General features: G+C 60.9%; 15 protein-coding genes and 1 other RNA gene. 4 read left to right on the top strand and 12 right to left on the bottom strand.

The annotated features are described in order from the left end of the window. Positions 1–12 precede the first annotated feature (12 nt). From lapB to gyrA, 10 genes are all read right to left on the bottom strand, one after another. The gene (gene lapB / locus BM408_RS15380; protein ID WP_092130753.1) at positions 13–1,158 is read right to left on the bottom strand and encodes a lipopolysaccharide assembly protein LapB; all 1,146 of its coding nucleotides are present in this window, start codon (positions 1,156–1,158) and stop codon (positions 13–15) included. Continuing rightward, a complete protein-coding gene (locus BM408_RS15375) occupies positions 1,148–1,429 on the bottom strand; it encodes a LapA family protein (RefSeq protein ID WP_092130752.1) in 282 nt (93 codons plus the stop codon). Before BM408_RS15375 ends, lapB begins: the two co-directional genes overlap by 11 nt. Positions 1,430–1,492: 63 nt before the next feature. After that, the gene (locus BM408_RS15370; protein WP_092130751.1) at positions 1,493–1,807 is read right to left on the bottom strand and encodes an integration host factor subunit beta; all 315 of its coding nucleotides are present in this window, start codon (positions 1,805–1,807) and stop codon (positions 1,493–1,495) included. A 69-nt stretch (positions 1,808–1,876) separates the two neighbouring features. Then, positions 1,877–3,562, bottom strand: coding sequence for a 30S ribosomal protein S1 (gene rpsA, locus BM408_RS15365; RefSeq protein ID WP_007869489.1), 1,686 nt, complete (start codon positions 3,560–3,562; stop codon positions 1,877–1,879). 150 nt (positions 3,563–3,712) lie between these two features. Beyond that, complete coding sequence (locus BM408_RS15360) at positions 3,713–5,695, bottom strand: bifunctional 3-phosphoshikimate 1-carboxyvinyltransferase/cytidylate kinase (protein ID WP_092130750.1); 1,983 nt, start codon at positions 5,693–5,695, stop codon at positions 3,713–3,715. A gap of 11 nt (positions 5,696–5,706) precedes the next feature. Continuing rightward, the gene (locus tag BM408_RS15355) at positions 5,707–6,585 is read right to left on the bottom strand and encodes a prephenate dehydrogenase (RefSeq protein WP_092130749.1); all 879 of its coding nucleotides are present in this window, start codon (positions 6,583–6,585) and stop codon (positions 5,707–5,709) included. A gap of 33 nt (positions 6,586–6,618) precedes the next feature. After that, positions 6,619–7,701, bottom strand: coding sequence for a prephenate dehydratase (gene pheA / locus BM408_RS15350; RefSeq protein WP_092130748.1), 1,083 nt, complete (start codon positions 7,699–7,701; stop codon positions 6,619–6,621). A gap of 81 nt (positions 7,702–7,782) precedes the next feature. Then, entirely contained in the window at positions 7,783–8,889 is a 1,107-nt protein-coding gene (gene serC, locus BM408_RS15345; protein ID WP_092130747.1) for a 3-phosphoserine/phosphohydroxythreonine transaminase, read from the bottom strand. Then, entirely contained in the window at positions 8,886–9,455 is a 570-nt protein-coding gene (locus tag BM408_RS15340) for a DUF2059 domain-containing protein (protein ID WP_092130746.1), read from the bottom strand. The genes serC and BM408_RS15340 overlap by 4 nt, the downstream gene beginning before the upstream one ends. Beyond that, the gene (gyrA, locus tag BM408_RS15335) at positions 9,455–12,103 is read right to left on the bottom strand and encodes a DNA gyrase subunit A (RefSeq protein ID WP_092130745.1); all 2,649 of its coding nucleotides are present in this window, start codon (positions 12,101–12,103) and stop codon (positions 9,455–9,457) included. Before gyrA ends, BM408_RS15340 begins: the two co-directional genes overlap by 1 nt. A 252-nt stretch (positions 12,104–12,355) precedes the next feature. On the opposite strand from gyrA, the gene ompA reads away from it, so the two are divergent. The 4 genes from ompA to ssrA all read left to right on the top strand — a co-directional run bounded on the left by ompA (position 12,356) and on the right by ssrA (position 14,929). After that, on the top strand, positions 12,356–12,997 hold the full coding sequence (gene ompA, locus BM408_RS15330; protein ID WP_092130744.1) for an outer membrane protein OmpA: 642 nt from the start codon (positions 12,356–12,358) through the stop codon (positions 12,995–12,997). 66 nt (positions 12,998–13,063) lie between these two features. Continuing rightward, the gene (gene ubiG, locus BM408_RS15325; protein WP_092130743.1) at positions 13,064–13,771 is read left to right on the top strand and encodes a bifunctional 2-polyprenyl-6-hydroxyphenol methylase/3-demethylubiquinol 3-O-methyltransferase UbiG; all 708 of its coding nucleotides are present in this window, start codon (positions 13,064–13,066) and stop codon (positions 13,769–13,771) included. Positions 13,772–13,864: 93 nt separating this feature from the next. Beyond that, positions 13,865–14,530 (top strand): phosphoglycolate phosphatase, encoded by a 666-nt coding sequence (gene gph / locus BM408_RS15320; protein ID WP_092130742.1) that lies wholly within the window; start codon positions 13,865–13,867, stop codon positions 14,528–14,530. A gap of 12 nt (positions 14,531–14,542) precedes the next feature. Beyond that, positions 14,543–14,929: a transfer-messenger RNA gene (ssrA, locus tag BM408_RS15315) on the top strand. A 135-nt stretch (positions 14,930–15,064) separates the two neighbouring features. On the opposite strand, the gene BM408_RS15310 is transcribed toward ssrA, so the two are convergent. Beyond that, positions 15,065–16,423 carry a histidine kinase dimerization/phospho-acceptor domain-containing protein gene (locus tag BM408_RS15310; RefSeq protein WP_092130741.1) on the bottom strand — a complete coding sequence of 453 codons (1,359 nt, stop codon included), beginning with the start codon at positions 16,421–16,423 and terminating at the stop codon, positions 15,065–15,067. After that, positions 16,420–17,100, bottom strand: coding sequence for a response regulator transcription factor (locus BM408_RS15305; RefSeq protein ID WP_092130740.1), 681 nt, complete (start codon positions 17,098–17,100; stop codon positions 16,420–16,422). The genes BM408_RS15310 and BM408_RS15305 overlap by 4 nt, the downstream gene beginning before the upstream one ends. Positions 17,101–17,153: the final 53 nt, after the last annotated feature.

The following is a 17,153-nucleotide window of genomic DNA, read 5'->3' as shown; positions in this document are numbered from 1 at the left end:
TTATGCGCTGTTCTACAGCTCTTCAATGCGCCGCGTCGGATAACTGTCCCATGCCTGGCAACCCGGGCAATGCCAGAAGTGCTGGGTCGCCTCAAAACCGCAAGCCGCGCAGCGATAGCGCATCAGGGGCTTGGTGGCCTGGCTCAGTGCCCGCTGCACCAGCGTGTGGTGGTGCTCGTCCTGCAACTGCTCGCCTTCTATCCATTTGCCTGTCGCGACCAGGGAGGCCTGGCGCTCCATGTGCCTGGCGTACCACTGGCGTGCGGATGCGGGGTCTTCTTCCAGTTTGACGATCGCCTCGACCACGTCGATCGACGGTGTGTTGGCGTAGCTGGTCTTGAGCAATTCGAGTGCGGCCGCTTTCTGGCCGCTGACCTGCGCGATGTTGGCCAGCAGGCCCGCCGCCAGCGGCAAGCCCTGGGGCGCCAATTCTTCGAGCTTGCGCAGCGTCTTCAAGGCGTCCTCAGACCTGCCGAGCTGGTTCTGCAACTTGGCCAGGTCAATCAAGGGCCGCGCGGCGGCTGGCGCCATGGCAACGGCTTCGCGTAGGTCGCTCAGCGCCTTGCCAGTGTCGCCCGAGGCGATGGAGGCGCCGGCCTGTTCGCACAGGTAGTGCGCCTGGCGGGTGCTGAAGCTGCCGTGGCTGGAGGTGCCCAGCCGTGCGGCGATTTCGGTGGCATTGGCCCAGTCGCGCGAGCGCTCATAAATGGAGAGGAGGGCGAGGCGTGCCTCTTCTTCGAACGGCGTGCCTTCAAGTTTGCGTAAAGCGATCTCGGCGCGGTCCAGCAAGCCAGCCTTGAGGAAGTCCAGCGCCAGGGCATGTTGTGCGCGGTCGCGTTCGGGCTGCGTCAGGTCGCCGCGCGACATGAGGTGCTCGTGCACGCGCACGGCGCGCTCGTATTCACCGCGGCGGCGAAACAGGTTGCCGAGGGCGAAATGGAGTTCCGACGTGTCCGGGTCGTTTTGCACGGCCTCGATAAACGCATCAATGGCCTGGTCCTGTTGTTCGTTGAGCAGGAAGTTCAGGCCCTTGAAGTAGGCCTTGGGCGCCTGGCGGTTTTCGATGCGAAGCTGCCGCAAGTCCAGCCGCGAAGCCAGCCAGCCCAGGGTGAAGGCGATCGGAAAGCCGAGCAGGACCCAGGTGAAGTCAAATTCCATGGTGGAGTGTGGAAGGATCGTCGGTCACGGTATGAGGTCCGCCGGATGAGGTGTGTTTGGCCGCTTTGCGTTTCTTCCACCAGCGCGGCATCATGACAAATATGCCGAGCGCCAGTCCGCAGGCGAAGGCGGCCAGAACAACCAGCACCAAAGGCGCTTGCCACAGGGTGCCAAAAAAGAAATACACCGAAACCGTTTGCTGGTTATTCAGTGCGAAAGCAAACAGGGTAAAAAAAATGGCTGCCTTAAGCAGCCACATGAGGTATTTCACTGGAAGATCCCCCGTAGTGGTCTGGCGATTGTAGCCAGCCCATCGGGGAGCAACAGGAAGACCTTACTTGGGTTCCTTGACCGCCAGCAACTCCTGGGTCCGGGCATCAACGGCTTCCCGCAATGCCTTTCCGGGCTTGAAATGCGGCACCCGTTTTTCCGGGATGGCCACGCTTTCGCCGGACCGCGGGTTGCGCCCCATGCGGGGCGGGCGGCGGTTGATGGAGAAGCTGCCAAAGCCCCTGATTTCAATCCGGTGGCCGCGCACCAGCGCGTCGCTCATGGCGTCAAGAATCGTCTTGACGGCATACTCGGCGTCGCGGTGTGTCAGCTGGCTGAATCGGGCCGCCAGTTCTTCAACAAGGTCGCTTCGGGTCATGGGTGCAAAAGTAGCTGTACAGCGATGCGATCCGCCAAAAGCGCATCACACCGCCGCACGGTTGCCTTCTTACTTCTCGTTGTTGTCCAGCTTGGCGCGCAGCAGTGCGCCCAGGCTGGTCGTGCCGGCGTTTTCACGCGAGGACTGCTGGCTCAGGTTAGCCATGGCTTCCTGCTGGTCAGCGTTGTCCTTGGCCTTGACCGACAGCTGGATGTTGCGGGTCTTGCGATCCACGTTCACCACGACTGCGGAGACTTCGTCGCCTTCTTTCAGCACATTGCGTGCGTCTTCGACGCGGTCGCGGCTGATTTCGCTGGCGCGCAGGTAACCGATGATGTCTTCGCCCAGGTCGATCTCGGCGCCCTTGGCGTCAACGGTCTTGACCTTGCCGGTCACGATCGCGCCCTTGTCGTTGATCGACACGAACGTGGTGAACGGATCGGAATCCAGCTGCTTGATGCCCAGGGAGATGCGTTCGCGGTCGACGTCGACAGCCAGCACGATCGCTTCGACTTCCTGGCCCTTTTTGTAGTTGCGCACGGCGGCTTCGCCGGGCTCATTCCACGAGAGGTCGGACAGGTGCACCAGGCCGTCGATACCGGCAGCCAGGCCCACAAAGACGCCGAAGTCGGTGATCGACTTGATCGGGCCCTTGACGCGGTCGCCGCGCTTGGTTTCCTGTGCGAATTCTTGCCATGGGTTGGCCTTGCACTGCTTCATGCCCAGGCTGATGCGGCGCTTGTCTTCGTCGATCTCGAGGACCATGACTTCGACTTCGTCGCCCAGCGCCACGAGCTTGCTCGGTGCCACGTTCTTGTTGGTCCAGTCCATTTCGGACACGTGGACCAGGCCTTCGATGCCGGGTTCGAGTTCCACAAACGCGCCGTAGTCGGCGATGTTGGTGATCTTGCCGAACAGGCGCGTGCCTTGCGGATAGCGGCGATTCACGCCCATCCATGGGTCGTCGCCCATTTGCTTCAGACCCAGCGAGACACGGTTCTTTTCGGTGTCGAACTTCAGGATCTTGGCAACGATTTCCTGGCCAGCCGTCACCACTTCGCTTGGGTGACGCACGCGGCGCCATGCCATGTCGGTGATGTGCAGCAGGCCGTCGATGCCGCCGAGGTCAACGAACGCACCGTATTCGGTGATGTTCTTGACGACGCCCTTGACGGCAGTGCCTTCCTTCAGGGTTTCCATCAGCTTGGCGCGTTCTTCGCCCATGCTGGCTTCGACCACGGCGCGGCGGCTCAGCACCACGTTGTTGCGCTTGCGGTCCAGCTTGATAACCTTGAATTCCATGGTCTTGTTCTCGTACGGAGACAAGTCCTTGATGGGGCGGGTGTCGATGAGCGAGCCGGGCAGGAAGGCGCGGATGCCGTTGACGAGGACGGTGAGGCCGCCCTTGACTTTGCCGCTGGTCTGGCCAGTGACGAACTCGCCGGATTCCAGGGCTTTTTCCAGGCTCATCCACGAAGCCAGGCGCTTGGCCTTGTCGCGGGACAGCAGGGTGTCGCCATAGCCGTTTTCGACGGAGTCGATCGCCACGGAGACGAAATCGCCGACCTGGACTTCGAGTTCGCCCTGGTCGTTCTTGAATTCTTCGAGGGGGACATAAGCCTCGGATTTGAGTCCGGCATTCACAACCACGTGGTTGTGATCGATACGCACTACTTCAGCGGTGATGACTTCACCGGTACGCATTTCAGAGCGTTGCAGCGATTCGTTAAATAGGTCGGCAAAAGATTCAGACATGATTTTCCTAGTCCACACAACAGGGTTCCAATAGCGGAATTGCTACTGTTTTTATAGCTGCTTGCGGCGGTTTTATGCGGCCAAACGTCTAGTAAGACCGCGGGTTACGTTAATGAACCTGCTAACCATGCGCAGGGTGCGCGTCGGGGGTCAGAAGGGCCGGGTGCCTTGCCACCAGTCAATCACCTGCTTCACCGATTCTTCAATCGACAAATCAGAGTTGTCCAGCTGGCGGGCGTCATCAGCAGGTTTCAAAGGGGCGGCTTGTCGCGACGAATCGCGGGCATCGCGTGCCTCTAAATCTTGCTGAATCGCGGCTATTGTAGCCGAATTTCCCTTTGAAATCAACTGCTTATGCCTGCGTTCGGCCCGGTGAAGGGCGCTGGCTGTCAGGAAGACTTTGAGTGGCGCCGCCGGAAATATGACGGTTCCCATGTCGCGGCCGTCGGCGACCAGGCCTGGAAGGCGCCGGAAACTGTGCTGGAGCTCCAGCAAGGCGGCCCGTACTTCGGGATGGGCAGATACCCGGGAGGCAGCCATGCCTGCGGGCTCCGTGCGAATGGCCTCGGAAACGTCCTCGGCCGCAAGGAAGATGCGGTCGCCCTGGAAACGCACCGGCATGGTGCGCGCCACACGGGCGACGCCTGGGCCGTCATCCAGCGAAATGCCTGCCAACGCTGCGGCGTGGGCACTCAGCCGATACAACGCGCCGGAATCCAGGTAGTGATAGCCCAGCCGATGCGCGACCACGGAGGCCAGCGTTCCCTTGCCGGAGGCGGTGGGGCCGTCAATGCAGATCACGGGAACGTGGGCGGTTTCGGCGCTGGCCACGGAAAAGAGGGCTTCGAAATAGTCCGGAAAGGTCTTGGCAACGCATTTCGGGTCCAGGATCCGCACCGGCAACTGGGCCGGATTAAAGGCGGCCAGCGAAAAGCACATGGCGATGCGGTGGTCGTCGTAGGTGTGGATGGACGCGGCCTTCCACCGGGCTGGCGGTGTGATCTTGAGGTAATCGGCGCCTTCTTCGACCGTGGCGCCCAGCTTTTGCAGTTCGCAGGCCATGGCCGCAATGCGGTCGGTTTCCTTGACGCGCCAGCTGGCGATATTGCGCAAGGTGGTCGTGCCATCGGCATAAAGCGCCATCGCGGCCAGCGTCATCGCTGCATCCGGAATGTGATTGCAGTCCAGGTCAATCGCCTTGAGCGGCCATGCGCCGCGGGAGATGCGCAAGGAATTCGGCGTGCTCTCAATCTGGGCGCCCATCATCTGGGCCGCTTCTACAAAGCGGATGTCGCCCTGAATGGAATCGGCGCCCACACCCAGGATTTCTATGTGTTTTTGGCTGCCAGCCCCTGATGCTATTGCGCCCAGTGCTATGAAATAGCTAGCAGACGATGCGTCGCCCTCGACGTGGATTTCGCCCGGTGATCGGTACCGGCTGCCGGCGGGAATAATGAAACGCTCCCAGCCTTCGCGCTTCACGTCGATTCCGAAGCGTTGCAGGAGCTTGAGCGTGATTTCGATGTAAGGCCGGGAGATCAGCTCGCCGACCACTTCAATGCAGATGTCCTGCCTGGCTACCAGCGGCAGCGCCATGAGCAAAGCCGTCAAAAACTGGCTGGAAACGTCGCCGCGCACCTTGATGGGGTCTTGCAGCTTCAGTTGTCCGGGGTGCAAACGCAGCGGCGGATAGCCCTCGTTGCCCAGGTAGTCAATCGCGCATCCGAGCTGCCGGAGCGCATCGACCAGATCGCCGATGGGCCTTTCGTGCATGCGCGGCACGCCGGAGAGTTCGAATTCCCCGCCGAGCAGCGCGAGGGCGGCAGTCAGAGGGCGCATCGCCGTGCCGGCATTGCCCATGAAGAGTTTTGCCGGCGTTTGAACGGATCGGCCACCCAGGCCGGAAATCACGGCGGTGTCGCCGTCCTGCTTCACCGCGCAGCCGAGCTGCCTGAGCGCCGTGAGCATCACGGCCGTATCGTCGGAGGAAAGCAGGTCGTGAACGGTGGTTTCACCGTGGCTCAAGGCGGCCAGGAGCAGGACGCGGTTGGAGATGCTTTTGGAGCCGGGCAGGCGAACGGTGCCGCCCGCCCTGCTCAACGGCGGAATATCCAGGAACTCGGTATCGAACATGGACCGCGCGTTTACTTGTGCGATTTTTGAGAAGAGATGCGCCAGGTGGAACGGGTTTCACTGGCTTTTTCGATCAGCACTTCCAGGACATCGCCGCTGCTGGTGGAGATCAACTGCTCAAGCGACTGAAGCGTTTCCTGGAAAATCTTGGATTGCGCCAGCAGCTCTTCGCGGTTGGCGATCAGGATGTCGCGCCACATTTTCGGGTCACTGGCTGCGATGCGCGTGAAGTCACGGAAGCCCGGACCGGCCAGCGACATGAACTCCTTGCCGTGATCCTGCCCGGTAATACCGTTGATCAGGGCAAAGGCGATCAGGTGCGGCAGGTGGCTGACCGCTGCGTAAGCGGCGTCATGCGCTTGCGGTGACATTTTGAGGACATGGCAGCCCAAAGCCGTCCACAGGTCGGTTGCTTTCTGGAGCTGGACGGTGAAGGTGCGCTCGATGGGCGTCAGAATGACCTGCTTGCCGGCGTAGAGGTCCACGTCGGCGTGCTCAACGCCCGAGACCTCTTTACCTGTAATCGGATGGCAGGGCACAAAGGAGCCGACGTTATCGCGCAGGACGCGCCTTGCAGCGTCTACGACATCGCGTTTGGTCGAACCCACGTCCATGATCAGCGTATTGGGTCCGACAAGGTGCCGGATGGCCTTGAATGTGGCTTCCGTGGCCGACACCGGCACTGCCAGCAATACGATATCTGCCCCGGAGACCGCCAGCAGTGCCGAGGGCGCCTCCACGTCGATCACGCCCATCTGGCGCGCGCGCTCCGTGGTGGAGGGGGACTTGCTGTAACCGACGACGCGTTTGACCAAACCGGCGCGTTTGAGCGCCAGCGCAAAAGAGCCACCCATCAGGCCGCATCCGATGAGACCTAATTGTTCAAACATGTCGTGATACCAGAGTTTGTGTAAGTCGTTGCATTAATCGCTAACTGGATAGGTCCCAAGGACCTTGTAGAAGGCGCACAGTTGCTGGAGGTCGGCCAGCGCCGCTTTGACATGGTCCTGCGACGGGTGGCCCTGCAGGTCAATATAAAAATAGTACTCCCACTGGCCTGAGCGCGCCGGGCGCGATTCAAAGCGGGTCATTGAGACGCCGTGGGCTTTGAGTGGCATAAGGATATCGTGCACGGCGCCCGGGCGATTGGGCACGGACACCACCAGGCTGACGCAGTCTTTGCCGGACGCCGGCGGGGAGGGCAGCGTCTGCGGCAGGCACACCACGGCAAATCGCGTGCGGTTGAAGGCATCGTCCTGAATGGCATGGGCTGCCGTGTAAAGGCCGAACTGGGTGGCCGCGCGGTCGCTGGCGATGCCTGCCCAAGCCGGGTTGGTGGTGGCCAGCCGCGCGCCTTCGGCATTGCTGGAGGCGGTGCGGCGGTCGACGTGAGGCAGATGTGTGGTCAGCCAGCCCTGGCACTGGGCCAGCGCCTGAGGATGTGCGTACACCGCTTCGATGCCTTCGAGGGATTCGGAGAGGCGCAACAGATTGTGGCGAACCATCAGGCTGATCTCGCCAACGATATGCAAGGGGGAATTCAGGAAGAGGTCCAGCGAGCGCGACACCACGCCTTCGGTGGAATTTTCAACAGGCACCACACCGTAGCTGGCGCTGCCTGCCGCCGTGGAGCGAAAGACCTCGTCGATGCTGATGCAGGGGACATGCTCAATGCTGGCGCCAAAAAACTGCAACGCCGCCTGTTCGCTGAAAGTGCCGGCGGGGCCCAGATAAGCGACACGGACCGGTGACTCCAGAGCCAGGCAAGCCGACATGATTTCACGCCAGACCGCTGCGACGTGTTCATTCTTGAGCGGGCCTTTGTTGGCTTGCTGGATCTGATCGATGACCTGGGCCACGCGGTCGGGGCGGAAAAAAGGCGTTCCTTCCCGCTTCTTGACTTCCCCCACTTGCTCCGCCACTTGGGCGCGGCGATTCAGGAGGGTGAGCAATTCCCTGTCCAAGGCGTCGATCTGGACGCGTAAATCAGCAAGATTGGCAGTCATATCAGAGGCCGCCCGGCCACCTGGGAGCACTGAACACCCACAGCGGGGCAGCGAACAAGGTGAGCATGGGGGTATTTAATCCTAGGCGTGTTTTTCTTCGAATTCTCGCATGTACTCCACCAGCGCCCGTACACCGGCTATCGGCATGGCGTTGTAAATGCTGGCGCGCATGCCGCCTACAGACTTGTGGCCTTTGAGCTGCAGAAGGCCCCGGGCCTTGGCGCCGGCCAGGAACGCGTCGTTGCGCGACTCGTCGCGCAGGAAAAACGGTACATTCATGCGCGAGCGGCAGTCCTTGCCGACCTTGTTCAGGTAGAGCTGTGAGCTGTCAATGGCGTCGTAAAGCAGTTGTGCCTTGGCGAGGTTGCGGCTTTCCATGGCGGCAACGCCAGTGGCCGAGCCTTCCTTCTGGCGTTTGAGCCATTGAAAAGTGAGGCCTGCAATGTAGATGGCATAGGTGGGCGGCGTGTTGTACATCGACTGGTTGTCCGCCACCGTCTTGTAATCGAAAGCGCTGGGGCACGCAGGCAAAGCATGGCCAAGCAAATCCTCGCGAATGACCACCAGCGTCACGCCGGCGGGGCCGAGGTTTTTCTGTGCTCCGCCAAATGCCAGGCCCACGCGGGACCAGTCAACGGGCCTGGACGCCACGTGGGAGGAAAAATCAATCACCAGGGGCGCATTGCTTCCCAGGGCTTTGAGGTCTGGCAGGGCGTGAAACTCCACGCCGTTGATGGTTTCGTTGGTGCACAGGTGCACGTAGGCCGCATCCGGGCGCAGTTTCCAGCCCGAAGGCGAAGGAAGCGCGGTATGGCCGTTGTCTGCATTGCTGCCGGCGATCTGCACGTCGCAGTACTTGCGCGCTTCTTTTTGTGACTTGTCGCTCCAGCTGCCGGTCACCACAAAATCAGCGGAACGCCCACGCGACAGGTTCAAGGGGACGATGGCGTTTTCGGCCAGCCCGCCGCCTTGCATGAACAGTATCTTGAACTGCGGCGGAATCGCCATGAGCTCGCGAAAATCGGCTTCCGCGGCTTCATAAATGGAGATGAATTCCTTGCCGCGATGGCTCATCTCCATCACGCTCATGCCGCTGCCGCGCCAGTCCAGCATCTCGTCCGCCGCCTGTTGCAAAACCTCTTCAGGCAGGTTTGCGGGGCCGGCGGAAAAATTGAACGGACGGGTCATTTCTTCGCAGGTGGCTTGGCTGCTCCCGGGGCCGGGCTGGTGCCAACGATTTTCACCGCTGTATCGTCGAATTGCTTGATGCGTGCGACCACATCGGCGCGCGAAGCTTCCACCAGTTTCTGCACAAAAAGATTGCCGAGTTCAGGCGCTGCGGTCTGGTATTTCTTGATGGCGGGAGATTCGAAAAAAGCGACGAGCTGCTGGAGTTCTTCCTGGGTGAAGCGCTCCGCATAGGCGGGAACCAGCGAGTCAGCGCTGACTTTGGCGACCTGCTTGCCGATCAGCTGGCTGGCGTCATCGGCGTACTTTTTAAGTTCGGTGTTGAGGTCTTCGGAGGCCTTTGCCTGCTTGGCCTTGGGGACGTTGGCTTCCAGTTGCGGGCCCCATTTGACAATCAGGTCCTGGGCCGTGCTGCCAGCCAGCTGGCTGACCAGCCGGTCCAGCTCGGGGCCCTGCTGCAGGGCGACCACTTTTTTGGCCAGTTCGGTTTTGGCGTCCGTCTGGGCGTGGACGGCGGTGGCGCAGGCCATGCCGGCGATCGCAAGTGCGGTGATCAGCTTTTTCATCAATTACTTTCCGTGTTGGAGGCGTCTGTGCCGGTGTCGGTTTCGGAGTCGATATCGTCCAGCGTGGCATCGTTTTCGACGATGCGCTGAAGACCGCTCAATTGTGAGCCCTCATCAAGGCCAATCAACGTAACACCCTGTGTAGCCCTGCCCATCTCGCGGATTTCGCTGACCCGGGTGCGAACCAGCACACCCTTGTCGGTGATGAGCATGATTTCATCGTCAACGTGGACCAGCGTTGCAGCCACCACTTTGCCGTTGCGCTCGCTTTGCTGGATGGCAATCATGCCCTTGGTGCCGCGGCCATGGCGCGTGTATTCGGTGATAGAGGTGCGCTTGCCGAAGCCGTTTTGCGTGGCTGTGAGCACGCTTTGCTGTTCATCTTCGGCCACCAGCATCGCGATGACGCCCTGGCCGTCTTCCAGCGTCATGCCGCGCACGCCGCGCGCGTTGCGGCCCATGGGGCGCACATCGTTTTCGTCAAAACGGACAGCCTTGCCGCCGTCGCTGAACAGCATCACATCGTGCTTGCCGTCGGTAAGCGACGCGCCTATCAGGTAGTCGCCCGGATCCAGATCCACGGCGATGATGCCGGCCTTGCGCGGGTTGCTGAATTCGTCCAGGGCGGTTTTCTTCACGGTGCCCATGGAGGTGGCCATGAAGACGTATTGATCCGCGGGGAAGCTGCGCTTTTCACCCGTCAGTGGCAGGACCACGGTGATTTTTTCGCCTTCCTGCAGCGGGAACATGTTGACGATGGGGCGGCCGCGCGAGCCGCGCGAGCCCGCAGGCACTTCCCAGACCTTGAGCCAGTAGAGCCGTCCCCGATTGGAGAAGCACAGGATGTAGTCGTGCGTGTTGGCAATGAAGAGCTGGTCGACCCAGTCGTCTTCTTTGGTGGCGGTGGCCTGTTTGCCGCGGCCGCCGCGCTTTTGCGCCCGGTACTCCGACAGCGGCTGGCTCTTGATATAGCCGGTGTGTGAGAGCGTCACCACCATGTCGGTGGGGGTGATCAGGTCTTCGGTGCTCAAATCGAATGAGCTGTGTTCAATCTGGCTGCGCCGCGCGCCCAGCTTGGTCTGGCCGAACTCGAGCTTGATCGCGGAGAGTTCTTCACCAATGATGATGGAAACGCGCTCGGGCTTGGCCAGGATGTCGAGCAGATCGTCGATCTCGGCCATGACTTCCTTGTATTCGGCCACGATCTTGTCTTGTTCCAGTCCGGTCAGGCGCTGCAGGCGCATCTGCAGGATTTCCTGGGCCTGGGTTTCCGACAGGCGATAAAGGCCATCGTTGCCCATGCCGAAAGCTTTTTCGAGCCCGTCCGGCCGGTAGTCGTCGGCATTGACCACGCCGCCGTCGACGCGCGTGCGGGTGAGCATCTCACGCACCAGACTGCTATCCCAGGGGCGCAGCATCAGTTCGGCCTTGGCTACCGGCGGCGTGGGCGCATTGCGGATGATGGCAATGAAATCGTCAATATTGGCCAGGGCGACTGCCAGGCCTTCCAGCACGTGGCCGCGTTCGCGTGCCTTGCGCAGCGTGAATACGGTGCGGCGCGTGACCACTTCACGGCGGTGCGAAATGAAGACCTGGATCAGGTCTTTCAGGTTGCACAGCTTGGGTTGGCCGTTAACCAGCGCCACCATGTTGATACCGAAGGTGTCCTGCAGCTGGGTTTGCTTGTACAGGTTGTTGAGCACCACTTCGGGGACTTCACCGCGCTTGAGCTCAATGACCAGGCGCATGCCGGACTTGTCGCTCTCATCCTGGATGTGGCTGATGCCCTCGATTTTTTTCTCGTGCACCAATTCGGCCATGCGCTCCTGGAGCGTCTTTTTGTTGACCTGGTAGGGCAGTTCGTCAACGATGATGGATTGGCGCTGGCCCTTGTCAATGTCCTCGAAGTGGCACTTCGCGCGCATCACCACCTTGCCGCGGCCGGTACGGTAGCCGTCCTTGACGCCGTTGATTCCGTAAATAATGCCGCCCGTGGGGAAGTCCGGCGCCGGCACGATCTCCATTAATTCATCAATAGAGGCCTCCGGGTTCTTCAGCATGTGAAGGCAGGCATCCACCACTTCGTTGAGATTGTGGGGCGGAATGTTGGTGGCCATGCCCACAGCGATACCGCCCGATCCGTTGACGAGCAGATTGGGCAGCCGGGTTGGCATGACCAGAGGCTCTTGCTCGCTGCCGTCATAGTTGGGGCCGAAGTCGACAGTCTCTTTATCCAGGTCTGCCAGCAATTCATGGGCGATCTTCGCCAGGCGGATTTCCGTGTACCGCATCGCGGCGGCGTTGTCGCCGTCGACCGAGCCGAAGTTACCCTGGCCGTCGACCAGCAGATGGCGCAGGGAGAAGTCCTGGGCCATACGCACGATGGTGTCGTAGACCGACTGGTCCCCGTGCGGATGGTATTTACCGATCACGTCGCCGACGATACGGGCTGACTTCTTGTAGGGGCGGTTCCAGTCGTTGTTCAGCTCGTGCATCGCGAACAGCACACGGCGGTGGACCGGTTTCAGGCCGTCCCTTGCATCCGGGAGGGCCCGGCCCACGATCACGCTCATGGCGTAATCGAGATAGCTGCGCCGCATTTCCTCTTCAAGACTGATGGGCAGGGTTTCTTTAGCGAACTGGGTCATGAGCGGCCTGGTTGGGATTTCGGGATTCTTGAGGAAAGCCCTCGATTTTAAGGCTTGAGTTTATAGCGAGCACTTGTGGCGGGGCAGCAACAAATGCTTAAGAATCTCGAGTCTGTGTCAGACGAAGCCGATACCGTGCTTGATGGTTCAGACAGGTGTGGCACAATCGATGTAACGCTTTGAGTGATGGTCACTCACGGCGTGTAAATTATTAATCGCAGCAAGTCTGCGGCTTTTCTCTAGAGGAGAACCATGAAGAAACTCAACAAAGTGGCAATGTTGTTTGCTTCCGCAGCGCTTGTTACCGCCGCTGGTGCACAAACGATTGACAACTGGAAAAACGGCAACAACGAACTGGTCTGGAAGAACGGCACCAACGAACTGTGCTGGCGCAACGCTAACTGGACGCCTGCTACCGCAGCTCCAGGCTGCGATGGTGCGATTGTTCCCGCTGGTGCTCCTGCTGCTGCTCCTGCTGCCGCCGCTCCTGCCGCTGCTGCTCCTGCTGCCGCCGCTCCTGCTGCTCCTCCTGTCGCAACGAAGGTCACCTACGCTGCTGACGCATTCTTTGATTTCGACAAGTCCGTGCTGAAGCCAGAAGGCAAAGCCAAGCTGGACGACCTGGTCGGCAAGATCAAGGACATCAACCTGGAAGTCATTATCGCTGTGGGTCACACCGACTCCGTTGGTAGCGATGCTTACAACCAGAAGCTGTCGGTTCGCCGTTCGGAAGCCGTCAAGGCATATCTCGTGTCCAAGGGCATCGAGAAAAACCGCGTCTACACTGAAGGCAAGGGCGAGAAACAGCCAGTTGCTGACAACAAGACCGCCGAAGGCCGCGCCAAGAACCGTCGCGTGGAAATCGAAGTCGTTGGTACCCGCGCCAACAAGTAATCCTTTCGGATCACTTCAAAAACCGCGCTACGGCGCGGTTTTTTTATGCCTCAACGATAATGCCTCATGTCTATAAGCGATAACTTCGATCCCGCCGAACTGGCCAAGTTTTCCGATCTGGCCCACCGCTGGTGGGACACCGAAAGCGAGTTCCGCCCCCTTCACCAGATCAACCCGCTCCGCCTGGGGTGGATAGAAGGCCTGGTCCCGCTTAAAGGGCTGCGGGTGCTGGATGTCGGTTGTGGTGGCGGCATTTTGGCCGATTCCATGGCACGCAAGGGCGCCGACGTCCTGGGCATCGATCTGGCCACAAAAGCGCTCAAAGTCGCCCAGCTTCATGCTTTGGAAGCCCAAACCGAGGGCGTTCAGTACCGTGAAGTCAGCGCCGAAGCGCTTGCGGCCGAGCAACCAGGCAGCTTTGATGTGGTGACTTGCATGGAAATGCTGGAGCATGTGCCCGACCCGTCTTCCATCGTCAAGGCTTGCTCAGCACTGGTCAAACCTGGCGGCCATGTGTTTTTCTCCACTATCAATCGCAACGCCAAAGCCTTTTTGTTCGCCATTGTCGGCGCCGAATACGTGCTGAACATGCTGCCGCGTGGTACCCACGAGTACGCCAAACTCGTCAAACCCAGCGAGCTGGCTGCTTATTGCCGTGCTTCGGGCCTCTCGCTCGAGCAAACCCGGGGCATGGAATACAACCCCCTGACACGCCATTACTGGCTCAGCGCGGATACCAGCGTCAATTACATGCTGGCCACACGGAAAAGTTGAAATCCGGGGCCCGAATTCGGCGATCAAACCTTTGCGCCGCCAAGTTCTGTCTTTTCTCTGCCTTTTTCTTATTATTTAGTTAGCGCCCTAGACATGTTCAACAACATCGCCGCCGTTCTGTTCGACCTGGACGGCACCCTGATCGACAGTGCTCCCGATCTGGGCGCCGCCGCCGACAAAATGCGTACAGACCGGGGGCTTGAGTCGCTCCCTTTAGCGCTTTACCGCCCCATGGCCGGCGCCGGCGCGCGCGGCATGATCGCCATCGCCTTCGGCCTGACGCCTGACGATGCCAGTTTTGCCGACCTGAAAGAAGAGTTTTTCCGCAACTACGAGTCGCGCATGACCGAAAACACCTCGGTGTTTGACGGCGTGGCCGAACTCATCGCCCAGATCAGCCAGGCTGGCCTCAAATGGGGCGTGGTCACCAACAAATCGGCTCGCTTTACCATCCCGCTGACCAAAGCGATGCCGCTCTTCAATACAGCACAGACCATCATCAGCGGCGACACCACACCGCACGCCAAACCGCACCCGGCGCCATTGCTGGAGGCTGCCCGCCAGCTTGATCTGGCGCCTGAACGCTGCATTTATGTCGGCGATGACGAGCGTGACGTCGTCGCAGGCCGCGCCGCAGGCATGCCGACCGTGGCTGCCGCCTACGGTTACCTCGGCAAAACAGCCGATACCGGCGGCTGGAAAGCCGACGCCACCATCGCCAAGCCCAGCGCGCTCTTGAATTTACTGCGAATGGCGTAAACTAAGCCTCCTGGGGCTGCATTGGTTTCGACGTGGGTTCGGACGCGGTGTGGTGCATGTCGAGCTGAGTGCGCTCGTAAAACAGATTCAAACAAACTAACTGCAAACGACGAACGTTTCGCACTCGCTGCTTAATTGCCAGTGAGCTTTACAACAGCAGGCCGATGGGCTGGGCAAGGGGTGTTTAGCGCAAGTTAAACGCTCCCGGCTGTAAAGATAATTTCATCGGCTGGCTCCGGGCTGGGTACCTTAACCCGGGGCGAGAAAATAGGGTGCTGGCGTCCTGTGTAGCGTGCGACTGCGCGACACAGGTGGCGAGACTCAAATCAGACCGCTAAACATGTAGATCTGCCCGAACAAGGCTTGCGGACGGGGGTTCAAATCCCCCCAGCTCCACCACCATCACGACCAAGGCCGTTGACTGAAATTCAGTCAGCGGCCTTTTTCATTGGTGACTGTTACTGGGCCATTCCTTCGCCCCACCAAAAGGCGACTCCAGCCCTTGGACCACCAGAAGAAGCGGCGCCCGCTCGTTCATGCGCTTTCCATGGGTCCTGCCGGAAATTGCAGGCGGTAACACCGGGTAAAGCCGGGCGGCGGCGGCGCCAACCCAAATTGCGCGCCGTGAATGGCCGCGATCTTTTCGACAACACGCAGGCCGGTGCCCAGGCCCAGGGAGCGCGAGCTGCCCGTATGAAGGCTGGAGGCCAGGACTTTGATGTTCTCCTGTGCCGAATCAGAGACCTGCAGCCAGCGGGCGGCGGGGTCCAGCTGCACTTCCACCCGGGTTTCCGGCGGCGTGTGGCTCAAGGCGTTTTCAACCAGGTTGCGCAGCACCAGGCCCAGCAGCACCGCGTGCCCGCTCATGAGAAAGGGCCCCGGGCTCACCAGCGACAGATCGTGCTGCGTCTCGACGGCGGCCTGGCCGAACTCGGCCACCTCGTTCATCGCGATCTCATCCAGGTTCAATGCCTGCCTTGCCTCGAGCAGGTCGGTACGACTGGCGCGCGCCAGCGCCAGCAGGTTCGCCAGCACCTGGCCCGCCCGCAAGGCGTCCTGCTCGAGCTGCGACAACAGCGCCTCGCGTTCATCGCCGGAGGCCGCACGCCGCAGGGCGTGCGCCTGCAGGGTTAGCGAAGCCAGCGGTGTGCGCAGCTCGTGGGCCAGTTCGCTGGCCAGTTCCCGCTCTCTTTCAACGGCCGACTGGTAGCGCCCCGCCAGCGTATTGATCGAATCCACCACGGCGCGGAACTCATGCTGCGAATAAGGCCCCTGGAGCGGGGCAGGCTTGTGGATGTCCAGTGCGTCCACGTCGCGCGATAAGGCGTACAGCGGCCTTAAACCCCGGTGGATCGCAAATCCCAGCGCCAGCGCGACCACGGGCAGCAGCCAGAAGCCGGGGCCCGCGACTTGCCCGGCAATGTCCTTTGCCAATTCATCACGCTCCGCCGAATCCAGCAGCACGGTGACCTTGCGTGTCCGGTCCGGCCCATCCCAGCGCGAGAATGCCCGCCAGGGCGCCGGCGGCGAGCCCAGCATCAGGTTCTCAAAGCCTTCGCGCGGATTGAAGGCCACGGGTGGCGCTTCGCCGATGCGCATCAACGCCTTGCCTTGCCCGTCCCACATCACCACGCTCATGGAGCGCTGGTAGTCATGGCTCTTCAGATTGGACAGCGCGGCGGTGTTGCTGAAGTCGGTGCGTGCGTCGGCGCCGGCAAAACTTTCCGCAAGCTCAAGAAAGGCGACGCTGGCAAGGTGCCCGTCCGTGAGCTCGTCGGCCTCATGGATGCCCGTGCGGTAGCCCAGCATGACAAAACCGCCCCAGACAATCAGCAGCGCTCCCAGCGCCCAGGCCATCAGGCTGGTCGTTAGCGACTTGTGTACGGCTTTCATGGCTCCTCCGGCACAAAATAGCCCACGCCGCGCAGCGTGCGGATCACGCCTTCGCCCAATTTTTTCCGCAGGTGATGCACATGGACCTCCACCGCATTGCTGTCGAGTGCGTTGTCCCAGCTATAGAGCCGCGCCTCGATCTGCGGCCGTGACAGCACGCGGGGCCTGACTTCCACCAGCGCGAGCAGCACACCGAACTCCCGCGCGGCCAGCTCCACGGGTTTGCCGTTCAGGTGTACGGCCCGTGTGGCCGGGTTGATCTCCAGCGCGCCGGCCGTGATGGTTGATTGCGCACGGCCGACGGCTCGCCGCCGCAGCGCACGCATGCGCGCGGCCAGCTCGTCGGGATCAAAAGGTTTGGTCACGTAGTCATCGGCGCCCATGTCCAGGCACTCGATCCGCGCGGCGACCTGATCGCGCGCCGTCATGATCAGCGTCGGCGTCCCGGCATCGGGAAGTGAACCTTCAGGCGCCAGGCGCAATCGCCTGAGCACTTCCGAGCCGTCGCCGTCTTCAAGGCCGAGATCGAGCAGCACCAGGTCGAAAGGCTCAACCTTCAGCGCGGTCCAGGCCGACTCAACACCGCTGGCGATATCGATGGCCCAGCCCAATTGCTTGAGGTGGCTCTCAAGCCCCCTGGCGATGCCTTCATCATCTTCAACGACCAGTACACGCATACGGCATTGTCCGCCAGGCCCGCGTGGAAGACAAAGGCATATCGCCCCCGCGT

Origin of the sequence: Polaromonas sp. YR568, from assembly GCF_900116715.1 — a bacterium.
In the GTDB taxonomy this organism is placed as follows: Bacteria; Pseudomonadota; Gammaproteobacteria; order Burkholderiales; family Burkholderiaceae_C; genus Polaromonas.
This window is presented reverse-complemented; position numbering and strand designations above follow the sequence as displayed.

Bases quoted from the DNA above. Each gene is read 5' to 3' on its own strand.
- BM408_RS15360 (WP_092130750.1), bottom strand. From the start codon at position 5,695: ATGTTCGATACCGAGTTCCTGGATATTCCGCCGTTGAGCAGGGCGGGC.
- lapB (WP_092130753.1), bottom strand. From the start codon at position 1,158: ATGGAATTTGACTTCACCTGGGTCCTGCTCGGCTTTCCGATCGCCTTC.
- BM408_RS15310 (WP_092130741.1), bottom strand. From the start codon at position 16,423: ATGAAAGCCGTACACAAGTCGCTAACGACCAGCCTGATGGCCTGGGCG.
- gyrA (WP_092130745.1), bottom strand. From the start codon at position 12,103: ATGACCCAGTTCGCTAAAGAAACCCTGCCCATCAGTCTTGAAGAGGAA.
- BM408_RS15305 (WP_092130740.1), bottom strand. From the start codon at position 17,100: ATGCGTGTACTGGTCGTTGAAGATGATGAAGGCATCGCCAGGGGGCTT.
- serC (WP_092130747.1), bottom strand. From the start codon at position 8,889: ATGACCCGTCCGTTCAATTTTTCCGCCGGCCCCGCAAACCTGCCTGAA.
- BM408_RS15340 (WP_092130746.1), bottom strand. From the start codon at position 9,455: ATGAAAAAGCTGATCACCGCACTTGCGATCGCCGGCATGGCCTGCGCC.
- rpsA (WP_007869489.1), bottom strand. From the start codon at position 3,562: ATGTCTGAATCTTTTGCCGACCTATTTAACGAATCGCTGCAACGCTCT.
- BM408_RS15355 (WP_092130749.1), bottom strand. From the start codon at position 6,585: ATGTTTGAACAATTAGGTCTCATCGGATGCGGCCTGATGGGTGGCTCT.
- ompA (WP_092130744.1), top strand. From the start codon at position 12,356: ATGAAGAAACTCAACAAAGTGGCAATGTTGTTTGCTTCCGCAGCGCTT.
- BM408_RS15370 (WP_092130751.1), bottom strand. From the start codon at position 1,807: ATGACCCGAAGCGACCTTGTTGAAGAACTGGCGGCCCGATTCAGCCAG.
- ubiG (WP_092130743.1), top strand. From the start codon at position 13,064: ATGTCTATAAGCGATAACTTCGATCCCGCCGAACTGGCCAAGTTTTCC.
- pheA (WP_092130748.1), bottom strand. From the start codon at position 7,701: ATGACTGCCAATCTTGCTGATTTACGCGTCCAGATCGACGCCTTGGAC.
- gph (WP_092130742.1), top strand. From the start codon at position 13,865: ATGTTCAACAACATCGCCGCCGTTCTGTTCGACCTGGACGGCACCCTG.